General features: G+C 70.6%; 19 protein-coding genes. 10 read left to right on the forward strand and 9 right to left on the reverse strand.

Annotated elements, in window-relative coordinates; translation table 11 throughout:
• Nucleotides 1–1,785, reverse strand: coding sequence for a rhomboid family intramembrane serine protease (locus LT972_RS07890; RefSeq protein ID WP_232569212.1), 1,785 nt, complete (start codon nt 1,783–1,785; stop codon nt 1–3).
• 169 nt (nt 1,786–1,954) lie between these two features.
• On the opposite strand from LT972_RS07890, the gene LT972_RS07895 reads away from it, so the two are divergent.
• Nucleotides 1,955–2,239: a DNA-directed RNA polymerase subunit L gene (locus LT972_RS07895; protein WP_232569214.1), complete on the forward strand. Its 285-nt coding sequence runs from the start codon at nt 1,955–1,957 to the stop codon at nt 2,237–2,239.
• Here the strand turns inward: LT972_RS07895 and LT972_RS07900 are convergent.
• The 3 genes from LT972_RS07900 to LT972_RS07910 form a co-directional block, all read right to left on the reverse strand.
• A complete protein-coding gene (locus LT972_RS07900; protein ID WP_232569216.1) occupies nt 2,236–2,640 on the reverse strand; it encodes a hypothetical protein in 405 nt (134 codons plus the stop codon). The two genes, LT972_RS07895 and LT972_RS07900, sit on opposite strands and share 4 nt — an antisense overlap.
• A gap of 47 nt (nt 2,641–2,687) precedes the next feature.
• Complete coding sequence (gene hisF / locus LT972_RS07905) at nt 2,688–3,500, reverse strand: imidazole glycerol phosphate synthase subunit HisF (protein WP_232569218.1); 813 nt, start codon at nt 3,498–3,500, stop codon at nt 2,688–2,690.
• Nucleotides 3,501–3,583: 83 nt separating this feature from the next.
• On the reverse strand, nt 3,584–4,690 hold the full coding sequence (locus tag LT972_RS07910) for a hypothetical protein (RefSeq protein ID WP_232569220.1): 1,107 nt from the start codon (nt 4,688–4,690) through the stop codon (nt 3,584–3,586).
• Nucleotides 4,691–4,810: 120 nt separating this feature from the next.
• Between LT972_RS07910 and LT972_RS07915 the strand changes: the two genes are divergently transcribed.
• On the forward strand, nt 4,811–5,248 hold the full coding sequence (locus LT972_RS07915) for a universal stress protein (RefSeq protein WP_232569222.1): 438 nt from the start codon (nt 4,811–4,813) through the stop codon (nt 5,246–5,248).
• 52 nt (nt 5,249–5,300) lie between these two features.
• On the forward strand, nt 5,301–5,444 hold the full coding sequence (locus LT972_RS07920) for a DUF7550 family protein (protein WP_232569223.1): 144 nt from the start codon (nt 5,301–5,303) through the stop codon (nt 5,442–5,444).
• Between the two features lie 52 nt (nt 5,445–5,496).
• Here the strand turns inward: LT972_RS07920 and purL are convergent, their stop codons facing one another.
• Nucleotides 5,497–7,599 carry a phosphoribosylformylglycinamidine synthase subunit PurL gene (gene purL / locus LT972_RS07925; RefSeq protein ID WP_232569225.1) on the reverse strand — a complete coding sequence of 701 codons (2,103 nt, stop codon included), beginning with the start codon at nt 7,597–7,599 and terminating at the stop codon, nt 5,497–5,499.
• A gap of 129 nt (nt 7,600–7,728) precedes the next feature.
• On the opposite strand from purL, the gene LT972_RS07930 reads away from it, so the two are divergent.
• From LT972_RS07930 to LT972_RS07940, 3 genes are read left to right on the forward strand one after another with little or no spacing between them, the layout of a single operon-like run.
• Complete coding sequence (locus LT972_RS07930; RefSeq protein ID WP_232569227.1) at nt 7,729–8,412, forward strand: PHP domain-containing protein; 684 nt, start codon at nt 7,729–7,731, stop codon at nt 8,410–8,412.
• Complete coding sequence (locus tag LT972_RS07935) at nt 8,412–9,476, forward strand: asparagine synthase C-terminal domain-containing protein (RefSeq protein ID WP_232569229.1); 1,065 nt, start codon at nt 8,412–8,414, stop codon at nt 9,474–9,476. The genes LT972_RS07930 and LT972_RS07935 overlap by 1 nt, the downstream gene beginning before the upstream one ends.
• A 53-nt stretch (nt 9,477–9,529) precedes the next feature.
• Entirely contained in the window at nt 9,530–10,309 is a 780-nt protein-coding gene (locus LT972_RS07940) for an SDR family oxidoreductase (RefSeq protein ID WP_232569231.1), read from the forward strand.
• Nucleotides 10,310–10,322: 13 nt separating this feature from the next.
• Here LT972_RS07940 and LT972_RS07945 read toward each other — a convergent pair whose 3' ends face one another.
• On the reverse strand, nt 10,323–10,787 hold the full coding sequence (locus LT972_RS07945) for an NUDIX hydrolase (protein WP_232569233.1): 465 nt from the start codon (nt 10,785–10,787) through the stop codon (nt 10,323–10,325).
• Between the two features lie 31 nt (nt 10,788–10,818).
• On the reverse strand, nt 10,819–11,793 hold the full coding sequence (locus LT972_RS07950) for a transcription initiation factor IIB (RefSeq protein WP_232569235.1): 975 nt from the start codon (nt 11,791–11,793) through the stop codon (nt 10,819–10,821).
• Between the two features lie 157 nt (nt 11,794–11,950).
• On the opposite strand from LT972_RS07950, the gene gatC reads away from it, so the two are divergent.
• Genes gatC through LT972_RS07970 form a run of 4 tightly spaced genes read left to right on the forward strand, consistent with a single transcriptional unit; the run spans nt 11,951 to nt 15,745 of the window.
• Nucleotides 11,951–12,226, forward strand: a complete 276-nt coding sequence (gatC, locus tag LT972_RS07955; RefSeq protein WP_232569236.1) for an Asp-tRNA(Asn)/Glu-tRNA(Gln) amidotransferase subunit GatC — start codon at nt 11,951–11,953, stop codon at nt 12,224–12,226.
• Complete coding sequence (gene gatA / locus LT972_RS07960; protein ID WP_232569238.1) at nt 12,226–13,548, forward strand: Asp-tRNA(Asn)/Glu-tRNA(Gln) amidotransferase subunit GatA; 1,323 nt, start codon at nt 12,226–12,228, stop codon at nt 13,546–13,548. Before gatC ends, gatA begins: the two co-directional genes overlap by 1 nt.
• A gap of 47 nt (nt 13,549–13,595) precedes the next feature.
• Nucleotides 13,596–15,020, forward strand: a complete 1,425-nt coding sequence (locus tag LT972_RS07965) for an APC family permease (protein ID WP_232569240.1) — start codon at nt 13,596–13,598, stop codon at nt 15,018–15,020.
• On the forward strand, nt 15,020–15,745 hold the full coding sequence (locus tag LT972_RS07970; RefSeq protein WP_232569242.1) for a universal stress protein: 726 nt from the start codon (nt 15,020–15,022) through the stop codon (nt 15,743–15,745). Before LT972_RS07965 ends, LT972_RS07970 begins: the two co-directional genes overlap by 1 nt.
• A gap of 49 nt (nt 15,746–15,794) precedes the next feature.
• Here the strand turns inward: LT972_RS07970 and LT972_RS07975 are convergent, their stop codons facing one another.
• Together LT972_RS07975 and LT972_RS07980 are read right to left on the reverse strand one after the other, a co-directional pair.
• Entirely contained in the window at nt 15,795–16,244 is a 450-nt protein-coding gene (locus tag LT972_RS07975) for a hypothetical protein (protein ID WP_232569244.1), read from the reverse strand.
• Between the two features lie 31 nt (nt 16,245–16,275).
• Entirely contained in the window at nt 16,276–16,740 is a 465-nt protein-coding gene (locus tag LT972_RS07980) for an acyl-CoA thioesterase (protein WP_232569246.1), read from the reverse strand.
• Nucleotides 16,741–16,790 lie beyond the last annotated feature (50 nt).

Genomic DNA, 16,790 nt, shown 5'->3' on the forward strand with positions numbered 1-16,790 from the left:
CTACTCGTACTCTTCTTGCGTGGCGACGGTGACCGACGTGTTCCCGTACTCCGCGAGCAGCCGGCTCTCGTTGCGCACGAACGTCAGTCCGCCCGCGCGCGCCGTCTCGTTGTCGCCGGGAATCCCGACGGCGTCCACGACGCTCCCGTTTTTCACGACCTGCACGCCGAACGCGCCGTTCTCGGCGTCCACGCGCACCTGTCGCCCCGCGACGACGGGCGACGCGGTCGAACTCTCGGAGGCGTACGCGTGCAGCCAGTTGTCCGTCTCGGCGTACTCGTCGGGCGGGTTCAGGTAGACGTTGTACACCGGACTGCCGCCCTCGGCGACCCAGCCCCGGCGGTGGACCCAGACCGTCTCCTGCCAGTCGAGTCCCCCGACCGTCACGGCGGTGTCGCCGTAGAACGCGAGTTCGCCCGCGCCCACCTCCTCGGTCCAGATGTTCCGGGACTCGCTGGCGACGATGACGCCGCTCGCCGAGACGTTCGTCGCCTGCGCGAAGAACGGCACGTCGACGGCGGCGACGCGCTCGTTCTGCACGTCCTCGGCGTAGGTCACGTCGTAGCCGCGAATCTCCACCGGGTCGCCGCCGAGTTGGGCGTCCTCGACGGTGGTGAGGTTCACGGGCACGGCGACGACTGCCATCGTCGCGACGGGCAACGCGAGCGCGAAGAACGCGGCCCGCCTGCCGGTCACGTCGCGGAACAGCGTGCGCTCGTCGGCCTGCACGACGGCGGTGAGGACGAGCGCGAGCGCCGCCACGAGCAGGACGCCGAGCGCCCGGAAGAGCACGTACTGGGCCGACTGCCCGTACCACCACACCGCCCAGAACGACAGCGACGTGGCGAGCACGACCGACCCGACCCAGATGCGGAGCGCGGACGGCCGGTCGCCGCGTCGCGCGACCAGCACGGCGGCGAGCACGGCGCCGACGAGGAACCCGAACAGGTGGCCCTGCACGGCGATGCCCGCCCACCACGGCGGGCCGAAGGAGGGCGACGCGGACGCGAACGTGATGGGGTCCTGAACGACCGTCCAGAGCACGGACAGCACCTCGCGTCCCGTGGCCGCGACGACGGTCGCGAGCGGGAAGCGCACGAGCGCGAACCCGGCGAACGCGTAGACGACGCCCGAGAAGCCGATGGTCGCGCCCCACGAGAACACGCCCGTCAGCAGACCCACCGCGAGGACGGCGAGCGGGAAGCCGACGAGCGCCCGCACGTAGGGGTTGGTGCGCCACGACGAGAACGACGACTCGCCGCGCCCGGTCGGGTAGTGCGAGACGGCGTACTCGACGAGCGGCGCGAACGCGAGCGTCGCGAGCAGGTTCCCCGTGACGTGCCCGAGGCTGGCGTGTGCGAACGGCGCGGTGACGACGCCGAGGGGGTAGAAGTACGACCACGAGACGAACGGTACGACGAGCAGGCCGGCGTCGGCGCCGCCCTGCACGAACAGGTAGAACGCGGCGACGGCCGCGGTGACCACGAGCGTCCCCCACGGCACGCCGAACAGGAGTCGGGCACGCACCGCGCGGACGGCGCGTCGACCTTCGGCAGTCGAGGTGACGCCGAGTCCGGTGCCGGCGATGACGACCACGGCGGCGTACGCGACGGCGTGCCAGCGGCCGACGGCGCCGAGCGCGACGGCGGCGGCGACGCCAGCGAGTGCCGCGCCGGGCGCGCCGTAGACGAACAGCGAGCGCCCGCGGAACCGCGGCACTGCGGCGAACACCGCGAATACGACGGCGGCCGCGGCGGCGACGACGACCAGCGGCGGGAAGTCCATACAGCCACGAGGCGAACGCGGGACAAAAAAGGGGCGGCGTCGGAACCGCCCACCGGGACCGTCCGGAGCAGGATATCGGACCTCGGTCCCGCCACGACGCGGCGCCGGGTCGCCCCGCGAGGCGGCGACGTTCGAAACGTTGAAACGCCACACGAGCGAATCACGGGCCATGGACTTGCGGGTCATCGAGAAGGGCGACGCGGAGCTCACCATCGAGGTGGCGGGCGAGAATCACACGTTCATGAACGTCCTGAAGGGGTCGCTGTTGGAGACGGATGGCGTCACGGCGGCGTCCTACGACGTGAACCCGGAGCAGTCCGGGGGGCAGACGGAGCCGCTGCTCACCATCAAGACCGAGGAGGGAACCGACCCGCTCGACGCACTGGAGACGGCGGCGAGCAACACCGGTGACGAACTGCGGGACTTCGCGGACACGTTCGAGGCCGCGGTCTAACCGCGAACGACGTCGACGGTGAACCGGCGACCGGCGAACTCGAAGGCGTCGTGTTCGTCGCGAGAAGAGAGTGCTTCGACGTGTTCTTCCAGTTGGACGCGGCGTTCCGGGTGCGTCCGGACGCGGACGCTGTCCGTCTCGCGCCCGAGATACGCGAGCCCGTTTTGCAGTTCGGGGAGCGCGACGACCTCCGTTCGGGTGAGCGACGTCCCTCGCTCGTCGGCGTCGCAGACGACGAGGTAGACGGGTGCAACGCCGCCGGCGTCGCGGGTCAAGTCCACGAATCGCGCCGTGTTGCACTCCACGGCGTCCTCGACCGAGCGGCCCGGCGGGAGCGGGCCGTCGGCCGGACACTGCGTGGGGCCGGCGTCGTCGGCACCCGGCGCGCCGTTCTGTGACATACTATTGGAATGTTCGAGGCGGACTATAAGTCATTCGACGCGCGCAATCAACGTCTGACGGGGACGCCGTGCTCGTCGAGGTACGCCTTCGTCTCGTCGATGGAGTACTCGTCGAAGTGGAAGATAGAGGCGGCGAGCGCGGCGTCCGCGCCCGACTCGAACGCCTCGAGCATGTGCTGGGGGGAGCCACAGCCGGAGGACGCGATGACGGGCGTGGAGACAGCGTCACAGACCGCGCCGGTCAGCGGGAGGTCGTAGCCGTCTTTCGTGCCGTCGGCGTCGATGGAGTTCACGAACAGTTCGCCGGCGCCGCGCTCTTCGGCCTCTCGGGCCCACTCCACGACGTCGACGCCAGTGCCCTCGCGGCCGCCCTTGACGGTACACTCGAACCAGCAGGACTCGCCGTCGACCTGCTCGTAGTGTTCGCCCTGCTCGTCGAAGCGCCGACGCGCGTCCACGGAGATGACGATACACTGGTTTCCGAACGCCTTCGCGCCCTCCGTGATGAGTTCGGGGCGTTCGAGCGCGCCGGTGTTGATGGACACCTTGTCGGCGCCCGCGCGCAGCGTCTCCTTGATGTCGTCGGTGTCCCGGATGCCGCCACCCACAGTCAGGGGGATGAACACCTCGTCGGCCACCGCGGAGACGGTGTCGAGCATCGTCTCGCGGCCGTCCGCCGACGCGGTGATGTCGAGGAAGACGAACTCGTCGGCGCCCGCCTCGTTGTAGCGTTTCGCCATCTCCACCGGGTCGCCGGTGTACTCCAAATCCTCGAAGTTGACGCCCGTGTAGACGGCGGCCTCGCCGTCGTCGTCGAGCGCCACGTCGATGCAGGGGATGACGCGCTTCGTGAGCGTCATCGCTTTCCCCCCGTTCGGCCGGTCGGTGTGTACATGCTCGAACGAAGGAGCGAGGCGAAGGAAAACCGTTCGGTGTCGACGGCCTACTCGAACGCCGACGGCGGGTACGTCGCTCGCGCGCGAACGAAGCCGTCGCCGGAGCGGACCGTCACGTCCTCAGCCCGGCGCCCGACCGCGTCGCCCAGGCCGTCCGGGTCGACGTTCCGGCCGCCCGACGCGACCACCGCGGTCGCGGACAGGTCGCCGTCGTCTGACTCCGGCGGGACGACGGCGAGCGGGCTGACGTACTCGTCGACGGCGGCGACCGGTCCGAGTCGCTGGACGAACCCGCGCGCGCCGTCGAACGGCGCGAGCGTCCCGGTAGGCACGTCCTCGTTTCGCGTCCACTCGCCGTAGTCAGCGTCGGCGGCCTCGCCGGCGTCGACCGCCGGCGCGTCGTCCGCGTAGACGCCGAACGCGAGCCCCGACGTGTCCGCGCGCCGGAGCAGTTCGGCGAACTCGTCGTCGCGTTCGTGTTTCGCGGAGCGGTCGCCGGCGAGCGTCGCGACGTGCGCCTCGGCGACCGACGCGGGGTCCGACGGTGCGTCCGGGAGGTCGCGCGCGAACACGAACGCGTCCGGCGTCAGTCCGACCGCGAACCCGAGTTCGGCGCTGTCGAGGACCACGCCCCGGTCCGCGTCGGCGACGGTCTCGAAGCCGAACGCGTCGAGGCCGCGGAGGGCGTCGGCGGCGGCCGGCACGTCGAAATCGCCGGTTCGCAGCAGGGCGGTGTTCACCGAGAGGATTCGCTGGTCTCCCTGCTTCGAGGCGTCGTGTTCGTCGACGACCGTGCCGACGTCACCCATCTCGACGAACGCGTACAGGAACACCAACTCGGAGACGGACGCGACGGGGTTTGCCACCAGCGGGTCGGTCGGCAGGGTGTCGTCCTCGCCGCCGTTGTCGCCCCCGCCGTCGAACGCCGCGTCGAGCGAGACGAACGAGTAGGTGCCGTCCCTGCCGTCGGTGTCCGCGAGCAGGGAGGCGAACGCGGGGAGAGAGCGGCCGCCACTCCCGCCGGGGGCGGCGCTACACCCGGCGAGGCCGGTCGCGGCGCTACACCCGGCGAGGCCGGTCGCGGCGAGCGACGAGACGGCAGCGAGGTACCGCCGTCGGCAGACCGTCCGCGAGTCCCGTGTCTCCTCGGTCACGTCTCCTGTTGGGGGCGTCACACTACATAAATCCACGCGAAGGTGTGCGTCGAGACTGGCACGCGACACGCCTCCCGCACTCCGTTACGCTAAGGGCACTCGGGTTCCTCGGTGGCATCGATGACCTACGTGGTCGCGTTCGACAACACGCCGCTGTCGCGGACGGCGCTGCGTCGCGCCGTCGAGTACGGGGACGCCGTGGGGGAGGACGTCGTCGCCGTCACTGCCATCAAGCGAGACTCCGGGCACGCCCGAGAGCACGGCTGGCTGAGTGGCGACGAGACGTTCGACGTGGAGACGGTGGCGCAAAACCTCACGGAGACCGTGGCCGAGTTCGACCCGGACGTGGAACTCAGACACCGCGCGGTCGACCAGTACGCGCCCCACGGCCGCGTCAGCCGTGCGATTCGAGAGATGGCGGTCGAGGCCGACGCGTCGGTCGTGTTCATCGGGAGCGACAACGCCGGTCGGATGGTCGGCGGCATCACGTCCGTCGGGCAGAACGTCTCCGCGGACGACCGCTACGACGTCCACATCGTCCGCCACGACGGCGCGTAGTCGACCGGGCCGGTTCGGTACTGCCAAGTACGACCGCACAGAACCGCCGCGTATGTCCGACGACCACGACCACGACGACGAGAGCGGGCGCGTCACGTCACCGATGCAGGACTACTCGATGGGGCAGGTCACGACCGGCTTGGTCGTCCTGCTCGTGGGCCTCGCGGTGGCGTACGCGTTCCCCGCGCTGTTCTAGACAGAGACGGTCACGGCGCGCAAAATACTCGCATCTTCTCCGGTTCCGGAACCTAGTCGAGTTCGCGGGCGAGCACGTCCCGAGCCTCGCGAATCGCCTCGACGCCGTACGCGACCGTCTCGTCACCGACCGTCACGGACAGCACGCCGTCGCCGGTCGCCGTCCCGAGGTCGACGACCGGCGCGTCCACGGTCTCGCGGAGCGCGTCGGCGTCCGTCGTCTCCACGACAGCGCGACCCGGTGCCTCCGAGAACAGCGCCGCGGCGTCCGGAAGTTCGACGTCGACGCCCGCGTCGTCGGTCACCATCTCGGCGAGCGTCACCGCGAGGCCGCCGTCGCTCACGTCGTGGACGGCGAGCGTCGCGTCGTGGCGCGCGGCGTCCCGGACGGCGGCGACGCCCGAGTCGTCGGGTTCGGGGAAGGCGTCGCTCCCGCCGCACTGCGCGAGGTACTCGGAGCCGCCGAGGGCGTCGGCGTGCCCGCCGACGAGCACGAGGTTGCCGTCGCCCGCGAGTTCGAGACCGGGCGCGTCGTAGCCGTCCCGAACGCCGAGCACCGCGAGCGTCGGCGTCGGCGGCACGGGGCCGGCGTTCGAGTCGTTGTAGAGGCTGACGTTCCCGCCGACGACGGGCACCGAGAGGTCCCGACAGCCGTCGGCGAGGCCGTCGACCGCCGCGGCGAAGCCGCCGTACACGTCGGGCTTCTCGGGGTTTCCGCCGTTCAGGCAGTCGACCGCCGCGAGCGGTCGTGCGCCCGCCGCCGCGAGGTTCGTAGCGTTCTCGACGGCCGTCGCGTACGCGCCCCGATAGGGGTCGGCGTCGGTCCAGTTCGGATTCGCGCCCGCCGACAGCGCGACGGCGGTCTCCTCGTCGGTTTCGGGGAGCGTGAGCAGCGCGCCGTCGCCGCCGGGACGTCGGAGCGTGCGGTTCCCGACCTCGTGGTCGTACTGGCGGTACACCCACTCCTTGCTCGCGGTGTTCGGACTCGCGAGTACGGCGTCGAACGCCTCGGCGAGGTCGGCGTCCGGGAGGTCCGTCTCGGCCGGCGCGGGCTCCTCGCGCTCGAGATCGTTCATCGGCGCGCCGTCCGCGAGGAACTCCGCGGGCGCGTCCACGACGACCTCGCCATCGAACTCGCAGACGTAGTTCCCCTCGGTGACGTCGCCGATGACCGAACAGCCGAGGTCGAAGCGCTCGGCGACCTCGCGGACCGCCTCGACGTCCTCGGGTCGGACCTCGTAGCACATCCGCTCCTGGGATTCGGCGAGCAGGATTTCGAGCGCGTTCATGTTCGGCTCGCGCTGGTGGACGGCTTCGAGGTCGAGGCGCGCGCCGAGGCCGCCCTGCGCGACCATCTCGGAGGATGCGCCGCCGAGGCCCGCCGCGCCGAGGTCGCGGGCGGCGACCACGAGGTCGCGGTCGAGTAAGGTCTCGTTGGCCTCTATCAGGAGTTTCTCCGTGTACGGGTCGCCGACCTGCACCGCGGGCCGGTCCTCGGTCTCGGCGTCCTCCGCGAGGTCCTCGCTCGCGAAACTCGCGCCACCGAGGCCGTCGCGGCCCGTCGCGTTCCCGACGAGCAGCAGGGTGTTTCCGGGTTCTTTGACGGCCGCCGTGACGAGGCGGTCCTCGGAGAGCAGACCGACACAGGCGACGTTCACGAGGGGGTTGCCCTCGTAGTCCTCGTGGAACTGCGTGGAACCGGTGACGGTCGGGACGCCGATGGCGTTCCCGTAGTCGCTGATGCCCTCCACGACGCCGTCGAGGAGGTACCGGGAGTGCTCGCGGGCGAAGTCACCGAAGTACAGCGAGTCCGCGAGCGCGATGGGGTACGCGCCCATCGAGAGCGTGTCGCGGACGATGCCGCCGACGCCCGTGGCGGCGCCGTCGTAGGGGTCGACGTAGCTCGGGTGGTTGTGGCTCTCGACGCCGAACGTGAGCAGTTGGTCGGTGCCGGGCACGCGCACGACGGCGGCGTCGTCGCCGGGGCCGACGACGACGTCCTCGCTCTCGCTGTCGAACGCCGACAGCAGCGGACGCGAGGAGCGGTACGCGCAGTGTTCGCTCCAGAGGTTCTCGAAGAGCGCGGCCTCCGCGGGCGTGGGGTCGCGGCCGAGTTCGGCCTCGACCAGACGGCGGTCCGAGTCGGCGAGTGGCATTCACTTTCTTGGTTCTTCTACGGGCGTTTAGTCGTTTCTATACGCACGTTCGTGAGCAACGTCGCGTCGGAGACAGCCATCCACGCTCGGACCGAGGCGCTTTTGCCGACCCCTCCGTAACCTCGGGGCGTGCTGTCGGTCGAACTCCACACGCACTCCGCGCTCTCCCACGACGGCCGCGACCCCGTCGAGATGCTGTTAGAGCAGGCGCAGGCGGTGGGGCTCGACGCCCTCGCGGTGACGGACCACGACGAAATCGAGGCGAGCCTGCGCGCCGCCGACCTCGCCGCGGAGTACGGCCTCGTCGGCATCCCCGGCATGGAGGTGACGAGCGCGGACGGTCACGTGCTCGCCATCGGCGTCGAGGAAGCGGTGCCCGCGGGCCTGCCGTTCGCGGAGACGCTGGCCGAGATTCGAGAGCGAGGCGGCATCGCGGTCGTCCCCCACCCGTTCCAGTCCTCGCGCAGCGGCGTGATGGCGAACATCTCGCGGGCGGAGTTGGCGACCGCCGACGCCATCGAGGTGTACAACTCGCGGCTGTTGACCGGGCGCGCGAACCGGAAAGCCGAGGAGTTCGCGCGCGAACACGACCTCCCGATGACCGCCGGGAGCGACGCCCACATCGCGGAGATGGTGGGGCAGGCGGTGACCCGCGTCGGCGCGACCGAGCGCTCCGTCGACGCGATTCTGGACGCGATTCGCGCCGGGGAGACGAGCGTCGAGGGGAAGCGCACGCCGTGGCACATCAGTTTCCGGCAGGCCGCGGGCGGCGCGAAGCGCCGCGTGAAGAACCGAATCCGGGAGTTCCTGTGATGCGCGGCGCGGCCGCCGACGCGGTCGAAACCGCGCTCGCCGACGGCGACCCCTTGCCGGGCACCGCGGGCTTCGCGGGCGAACTCCCGGACAGCCGCCTCGTCCGGGACGTGCTCGGCCGCGAACTCTGTTACTACGACGGCGACGACTGGAGTTACGACCCCGGCGACCTCTCGAACCCGACGCTGCTCCCGGCGGGACACGTCCGGGAGGACGGCGAGGTCGGCGAAGCGTGGACGCTCCCGGACCCGCCCGCCGACGGCGAGCGACCGGTCGAGCGCGTCCGCGAGACAATCGAGGGTGCGCTCGCCGGGCTCTCGGAGTCGGGACTCGCGGTGGCGTTCTCGGGGGGCGTCGACTCCGCGCTCATCGCGTCGGCCGTCGAGGCGCCGCTGTACGTCGTCGGGTACGAGGGGAGCACCGACATCGAGGCCGCGAGAGACGCCGCGGACGCGATGGGGCGGGCCGAAGACCTGCGCGTCCACGAGGTGACACTCGACGACATCGAGGCCGCGGTTCCGCCGGTGGCGCGCGCAATCGGACGGACGAACGCGATGGACGTGCAAATCGCGCTCCCCCTGTATCTGGTCGCCGAGCGCGTCGCGGCGGATGGCTTCGAGCGTCTCGCGCTCGGGCAGGGCGCGGACGAACTGTTCGGCGGCTACGCGAAGGTGGCGAAGGCGCCCGACGACCCGCGCACGGACGCCGACACGGTGCGTGGCGCGCGCCGCGAGACGCTGCTGTCGCTCCCCGACCAACTGGAACGCGACCTGCTCGCGCTCCGCGCCGCGGGCGTCGAACCGGTGACGCCGCTCCTCCGCGACGACGTGGTGCGCGCGGCGCTCTCGCTGCCGGGCGAGTGGCTGGTCTCCGGGGAGACGCGGAAGCGAGCGCTCCGCGAGGCCGCCCGCGAGCGACTCCCCGATTCGGTCGCGTCCCGGGACAAGAAGGCGGTGCAGTACGGCAGCCTCGTCGCTCGCGAGGTTGACAGATTGGCTCGGCAGGCGGGGTTCAAGCGCCGGATGGACGACCACGTCACGAAGTACGTCGAGAGCCGTCTCTGATTCTGGGACGCACACCCACGTTGAAGGTGTGAGCAGCCCTACTAGTCGAGTGTATGTCAGACCTACTGGACGGGCAGACGGCGGTCGTGACGGGCGGGAGTTCGGGCATCGGGCGCGCGATTTGCCTCGCGTTCGCCGAGGAGGGCGCGGACGTGGTCGTCGCGGACGTGCGCGAGGACTCCCGGGACCCCGACGAGGACCGGACCACCGCGGAGGTAATCGAGTCGGAGACTGAACGGTCCGCGATGTTCGTGGACTGCGACGTGAGCGACCCGACGCGCACGAAGGCGGCGGTTGAGGCGGCCGAGGAGTACGGCGGCGTCACGTGCATGGTGAACAACGCCGGCATCTTCCGCGGCGAGGAGTTCACCGAGGTCAGCGAGACGCAGTTCCAGGAGTTGATGAACGTGAACGTCAAGGGGACCTTCTTCGGCGCGCAGGCCGCCGCGGAGAAGATGGTCGCGGGTGACGGCGGCACCATCATCAATCTCTCCAGCGTCGCCGGCCTCGAAGGGTCGGCGGGGTTCGCGACGTACTGCGCGTCGAAGGGCGCGGTCCGCCTGCTCACGTACTCGCTGGCCGCCGAGTTGGGACCGGCAGGCGTGCGCGTGAACGCCATCCACCCCGGTATCATCGACACGTCGATGACCACCGAGGACGTGCCCATCGTCGGCGCCGAGTCCGGCGAGGAATTCCTCGAAGACGTGCCCTCGGGCCGCTTCGGCGACCCCGGCGACATCGCGGACGCCGCCGTCTACCTCGCGAGCGACATGGGCGACTACGTGAACGGCGAGAGCCTCACCGTCGACGGCGGCATGACGAACACGAACTGACTCCCCCGGCTGACTACTCGGCGGCGGCGATGGCTTCGAGGCCGAGTTGCACCGTGTCGGCGTCGAGGTCGCTGTCCCGGAGGTCGGCGGCGGTGTACCAGTCCCACGCGGACGGCGGTTCCTCGCCGTGTGCGGGGTCGATGTCCCGCGAGGGGACGGTGGCGAAGTAGAGGTGGTCGATGTGCTGGTGGCCGACCGACCCGTTCCCGTGGACGTTGATGTCGTAACACATCTGGTAGCGCGGCGTCGGGAGCGCCTCGCCGTCGGGCGCCGGTACGTCCGGCGCGTCGCCGAGAATCGTCGGTTCGAGACCGGTCTCCTCGCGGACCTCGCGCTTCCCGGCCTCGTGGGGGAGTTCGTCGCGGTCGACGTGGCCGCCCGGCGGGATGCGGATGCCGAGGCGGGCGTGCTCGTGGAGGGCGACGGCGCCGTCGTTGACGACGTAGACGGTGGCGGTGAAGTGGCGGGTGGTCTCCATGCTCGGGAGTCCGCGAGACCGCGGAAAGGGGTTACGCTTCGACGGACTCCTCGCCGCCAGCCTCCAGAATCTCGTGGTAACGGTTCCGGATGGTGACCTCGGAGATGTTCGCGACGTCGCTGACCTCGCTCTGCGTGATGCGCTCGTTCGAGAGGAGGCTGGCGGCGTAGACGGCGGCGGCGGCGAGGCCGACCGGCGATTTCCCCGAGGTGATGCCGGCGTTCGCGGCGGCGTCTAAGAGTTCGCGTGCGCGCCGCTCGACCTCGTCCGGGAGGTCGAGTTCCGAGCAGAAGCGCGGGACGTAACTCGCGGGGTCGGTGGGCGCGACTTCGAGGCCGAGTTCGCGCGCGACGTACCGGTAGGTGCGCGCGATTTCGTCGCGCTCCACGCGACTCACGCTCGCCACCTCGTCGAGGCTCCGCGGGGCGTTGGCCTGCCGGGCGGCGGCGTACAGCGCGCTCGTCGCGACGCCCTCGATGCTCCGGCCGGGGAGGAGGTTGTCGTCGAGCGCGCGTCGGTAGATGACAGAGGCGGTCTCGCGGACGTTGTCCGGCAGGCCGAGCGCGGAGGCCATGCGTTCGATTTCGCCGAGCGCCTGCTTGAGGTTGCGCTCCTTGGAGCTCCGGGTGCGGAAGCGCTCGTTCCACTTCCGGAGTCGCTGCATCTTCCGGCGCTGGCGGCCGGTGAGCGCGTTCCCGTAGGCGTCCTTGTTCTGCCAGCCGATGTTCGTCGACAGCCCCTTGTCGTGCATCATGTTCGTCGTGGGCGCGCCGACGCGGGACTTCTGGTCGCTCTCGGCGGCGTCGAAGGCGCGCCACTCGGGCCCGCGGTCGATGCTGTCCTCCTCGACGACGAGCCCGCAGTCCTCGCAGACCGTCTCGCCGCGCTCCTCGTCGACGACGAGGTTGCCGCCGCACTCCGGACAGCGCTGGGTCTCGTCGGCCGACTCGGACTGTTCGGTCTCGTCGGCGTCCTGTTCCGATTCGCGGGTCGTGGTGTCGCGCATGGTGAGGGCTGGCCACTTGTCCCGTGGCTGGGAGAACGGTGAGTACGACTTAACTGAGGGCGCGAGAGAACAAAAGACCTTTGGCAGTCGTTAGCACACCCGGGGCGCGAGCGACCTCATCGAAACGCTTACCGCCGGCACGCGACACCGAACGGGTATGCCCGATTCCGTGGACGCCGAGGAAGTCCGTCACGTCGCGGACCTCGCGCGCGTCGACCTCGACGACGACGAGGTCGACGAATTCGTCGACCAGTTCGGCGACATTCTCGCGCACTTCGAGGCGCTCGAAGACGTCCCCGAGGTTGAGGCCGAACCCGACCTCGTGAACGTGATGCGCGCCGACGAGGTCGAAGAGTGCCTGAGCCAAGCCGACGCGCTCGCGAACGCAGACGAGACCGAGGACGGCCGCTTCAAGGGTCCGAACGTATCGTAATGAGCCTGAACGCATTCATCACCGAACAGCGAATCGAGGGCGACGACGACGGCGCGCTCGCGGACGCGACGGTCGCCGTCAAGGACAACATCTCCACCGAGGGCGTCGAGACGACCTGCGGGTCGAAGATGCTCGAAGGGTACGAACCGCCCTACGACGCCACCGTCGTCTCCCGCCTGAAGGACGCGGGCGCGACCATCGTCGGGAAGGCGAACATGGACGAGTTCGGGATGGGAACCACCACCGAGACGTCGTACTTCGGCGCGACGAAGAACCCCGTCGACGAGTCCCGCGTACCCGGCGGCTCCTCCGGCGGTTCGGCGGCCGCCGTCGCGGCGGGCGAGGCCGACCTCGCGCTCGGGTCGGACACCGGCGGCTCGATTCGGTGCCCGGCCGCGTACTGCGGCGTCGTCGGCATCAAGCCGACGTACGGCCTCGTCTCCCGGTACGGCCTCGTCGCGTACGCGAACAGCCTCGAACAGATTGGCCCCATCGCCGAGACGGTCGAGGACGCCGCCGCGCTCCTCGACGTCGTCGCGGGCCCGGACGAACACGACGGGACGACACGCGAGGTGCGACGCACCTCGGACAGTCGAGCGGGCGACGCCCGCGAGACCCGCGAGGAGGGCGCCGACTCGGACTACGCGGGCGCCGCCGAGGGCGACGTGGACGGCCTCACCATCGGCGTCCCCACCGAACTCGTCGAAGGTGCCGAGGACGCCGTCGTGGACGTGTTCGAGGACGCGCTCGACGACCTCGAAGCGCAGGGCGCCGAGGTCGTGGAGGTGTCCCTGCCGTCCGTCGAGTACGCCGTCGCCGCGTACTACGTCATCGCGATGTCCGAAGCGTCCTCGAATCTCGCGCGCTTCGACGGCGTGCGCTACGGCCACAGCGGAGGCTACGACGGCAACTGGAACGAGTCGTTCGCGAAGGCGCGCTCGGAGGGGTTCGGCGACGAGGTCAAGCGCCGCATCCTCCTCGGGACGTACGCGCTCTCCGCGGGCTACCACGACAAGTACTACAAGCAGGCCCAGGAGGCGCGGTCGTGGGTGAAACAGGACTTCGACGAGGCGTTCGATGACGTGGACGTGCTCGCGTCGCCGACGATGCCGATGCTCCCGCCCGAGTTGGGCGAGAGCCTCGACGACCCGCTGAAGATGTACCTCGCGGACGCCAACACCACCCCCGTGAACCTCGCGAACCTCCCCGCAATCTCCGTGCCCGCCGGCACCTCGGAGGGCCTCCCGGTCGGCCTCCAACTCGTCGGCCCGAAGTTCGGCGAGGAGACCATCGTCAACGCCGCCGCCGCGGTCGAAGACTGACCGGTTCTCCCCCTAACGCTTTCTCGCTGGCCGCCCCACGGTGACACATGGCACGCGCCGAGGGTGGCTCGGGCCCCGGCCCCGACCAGCCGGTCGCCGCGGAGACCGACTACACCGACGAGGCCGACGTGACGGTCACCGAGGAGGGCACCCAACTCGAGCGCTCCATCGGCCTCGCGGGCGCGCTCTCCATCGGCGTCGGGACGATGATCGGCGCCGGCATCTTCGTGTTCCCCGGCATCGCGGCCGGCGAAGCGGGCCCCGCCGCGGCCGCGTCGTTCGCAATCGGCGCTGTCGTCGCGCTCCTCGTCGCGCTCCCCACCTCCGAGTTGGCGACGGCGATGCCGCGGTCCGGCGGCGGATACTACTTCGTGTCGCGGGCGCTCGGCACGCTCGCCGGCGCCGTCGTCGGTATCGGCCTCTGGCTCGGGCTGGTGTTCGCGTCCGCGTTCTACCTCCTCGGGTTCGGGAGTTACGCCGCCGAACTGCTCGCGTCCGCCGGAGCCGTCCCCCGGTTCGACCCCGGTCCGCCGCTCGCGCTCGCGTTCGGCGCGGTGCTCACCGGCGTCAGCGTCACCGGCACCGAGAACACCGCGAAACTCCAGAACGTCGTCGTCGGCCTGCTGTTGGGGATTCTCGTCTTGTTCCTCTCCTACGGTGGTCTCGACGCGCTCGGCGTCTTCGGCCGCGAGACGGCGCCCGAGACGTTCGCGCCCTTCGGTCTCGCGCCGATTCTCACCACGTCCGCGCTCGTGTTCACGTCCTACCTCGGCTTCGCGCAGGTGGCGACCGTCGCCGGCGAAATCAAAAAGCCGAGGCGGAACCTCCCGCTCGGCATGGTCGGGTCCGTGCTCGCCGTCGGCTTCCTGTACGTCGTCGCCGTGCTCGTCGCGACGAGCGCGTTCCCGAGCGCCGAACTGGGCGCGTTCGGCGAGACGGCGATGGTGAACGTCGCGCGGGCGCTCGTCGGGCCGGTGGGCGCGTACGCCATCCTCGTCGCGGGGCTGCTCGCGACCGTCTCGTCGGCGAACGCGTCGATTCTCAGTTCCTCCCGGGCGGTGTACGCGCTCAGCAGGGACGCGCTCCTGCCGTCGCGGGCCGGCCGAGTGAACCTCCGGTACGGCACCCCGCACGTCGCGCTCGGGATGGCGGGCGTCCCCGTTCTCGCGCTCGTCGCGCTCGGCCGCGTCGAGGTACTCGCCGAGGTGGCGTCGTTCCTCCACCTCGTGATGTACGGTCTCGTCTGCGTCGCGCTGGTCGTGCTCCGCCGCCGCGACCCGGACTGGTACGACCCCGACTTTCGGGTGCCCGGCCACCCCGTCGTCCCGCTGGTCGGCGCCGCCGCGTCGTTCGCGATGCTGCTGTTCATGCAGCCGCTCTCGCAGGCGGTCGGCGTCGCGCTGATGCTCGCCGCAGTCGCGTGGTACGGCTACTACGCCCGGGACGTCGACCTCTCGGGGGTGAGCGCGTGATGCGCGTGCTCGTTCCGGTGCGCGTGCTCCGCGGCGAGTCCGTGCCGCCCGGCGTCGCCGAACTGCTCGCGCCGACCGACGTGGTCGTCCTCGGCTACCACGTGCTCCCCGAGCAGACGCCGCCCGAGCAGGGACGCGACCAGTTCGAGGAGCGCGCCACCGCCGCCCTCGAAGACGCCGCCGACGCGTTCCGCGAGGCCGGCGCGAGCGTCGAGACGGTGCTCGCGTTCACGAACGACGGCGACGCCACGGTCGACCGCACCGCCGCCGAACGGGACGCGGACGCCGTCGTCCACCTCAATCCGGCCACGGATGCCGACGACCTGCTCGTGCCGCTCGTGGCCGGCACCGACCTCGACCGGCTTTCGGGCGTCGTCGCGGCGCTCGCCGCCGATCGCGACGTGTCCGTGACGACGCTGACGGCGCCCGAGACGCCGGGCGACGTGCCGTCGGCCAGCGACGCCGCCGGCGCGATTCGAGACGCGGGCGTGCCCGCCGGCCGCATCACCACGCTCGAGCGCGAGACGGGCGGCGTCGTGGACGCCGTCGCGGACATCGGCCGCGAGTACGACGCCGTCGTCGTGAGCGAGCCGACGCCGACGCTCAGGGAATTCCTGTTCGGGGAACTCGAGGACCGCATCGCTGCCGAAGGCCTCGGGCCAGTGGTCGTCGTGCGGTCGCCGTCCGACGAATCAGGCGACGACGCGCCCGACGAGGGGGCGTGAGAGAGCCGAGAGGTAACGCGAGAGTAGATGGCGAAACCGGGGCGGCGAGTCAGAAGTCGGGGAGGTCGTCGGGCGCGTCGTAGTCAGCCTCCCAGTCCACGTAGTCGTCTTTCAGGACGCGGGAGACCTCGGCGCCGAGTTCGGCGAGCGCGGCGTTGATGCCGGAGACGGTGCCCCACGAGTCCAAATCGGCGTGGATGTCGCGCTCGCGCCAGTTCTCGGGGAGGCCGGGCGCGTGGTAGCCGACGCGGTCCGCGAAGTCGTCCCAGAAGAAGTCGAACTGGTCGAACAGGCCGAGGTCGACGGCCACGTCGAAGGCCTCGCGGTCGAGATTCGTGGTCTCGGCCCACGACTCGAAGGCCTGCTCCCACGCGCCGTCTTCGAGGAACGACTGGAGGTCGTCGCGGTGGTAGTCCGTTCCTTCTACCGAGACGTCCTCGTACTCGTCGGGGTCGCCTTCGAGGTCCGGCGGGTCGGGTGCGGGCGCGTCGAGTGACACGCCCGACGGTAGGCGGCGAGCGGTGAAAAGGTTAGGCGTCGCCGGCCTGCTCGGCCTTCGCGTCGAACGCGGCGGTGCGCAGGCCTTCCTCGGCCTCGGACTCGCAGACGAGGTCCGGCACGTCGGTCGGCTTGCCGTCGTCGTCCAGCGCGACGAACGTGAAAAGCGAGGACGTGGTCTTGCGCTTCGTGCCCTCGCGGGGGTCCTCCGCGCGCACGTCGACTTTCACGTCGATGCTCGTCGACCCGGTGTCGAAGACGTACGCCTCCACGACGGCGACCTCGCCCATCTCGATGGGGCTGATGAAGTCGACGTGGTCCATCGACGCCGTGACGCACTGATTGCCCGCAAAGCGCATCGACGCGATGGCCGCGCAGATGTCCATCCAGTGGAGGACGGCGCCACCGAGCGCGCGTCCGAGGTTGTTCGTGTCGTTGGGCAGCAGCAACTCGGTCATCTCCGTGTACGAGTCCATCAGTCGCACGTCGTCGGTCATGGCTCGGCGTTCGCGGGCCGGGCATTGAAACCTTCCGTCCCGGGCGCGGG

Origin of the sequence: Halobacterium litoreum (assembly GCF_021233415.1) — an archaeon.
Taxonomy (GTDB): domain Archaea; phylum Halobacteriota; class Halobacteria; order Halobacteriales; family Halobacteriaceae; genus Halobacterium; species Halobacterium litoreum.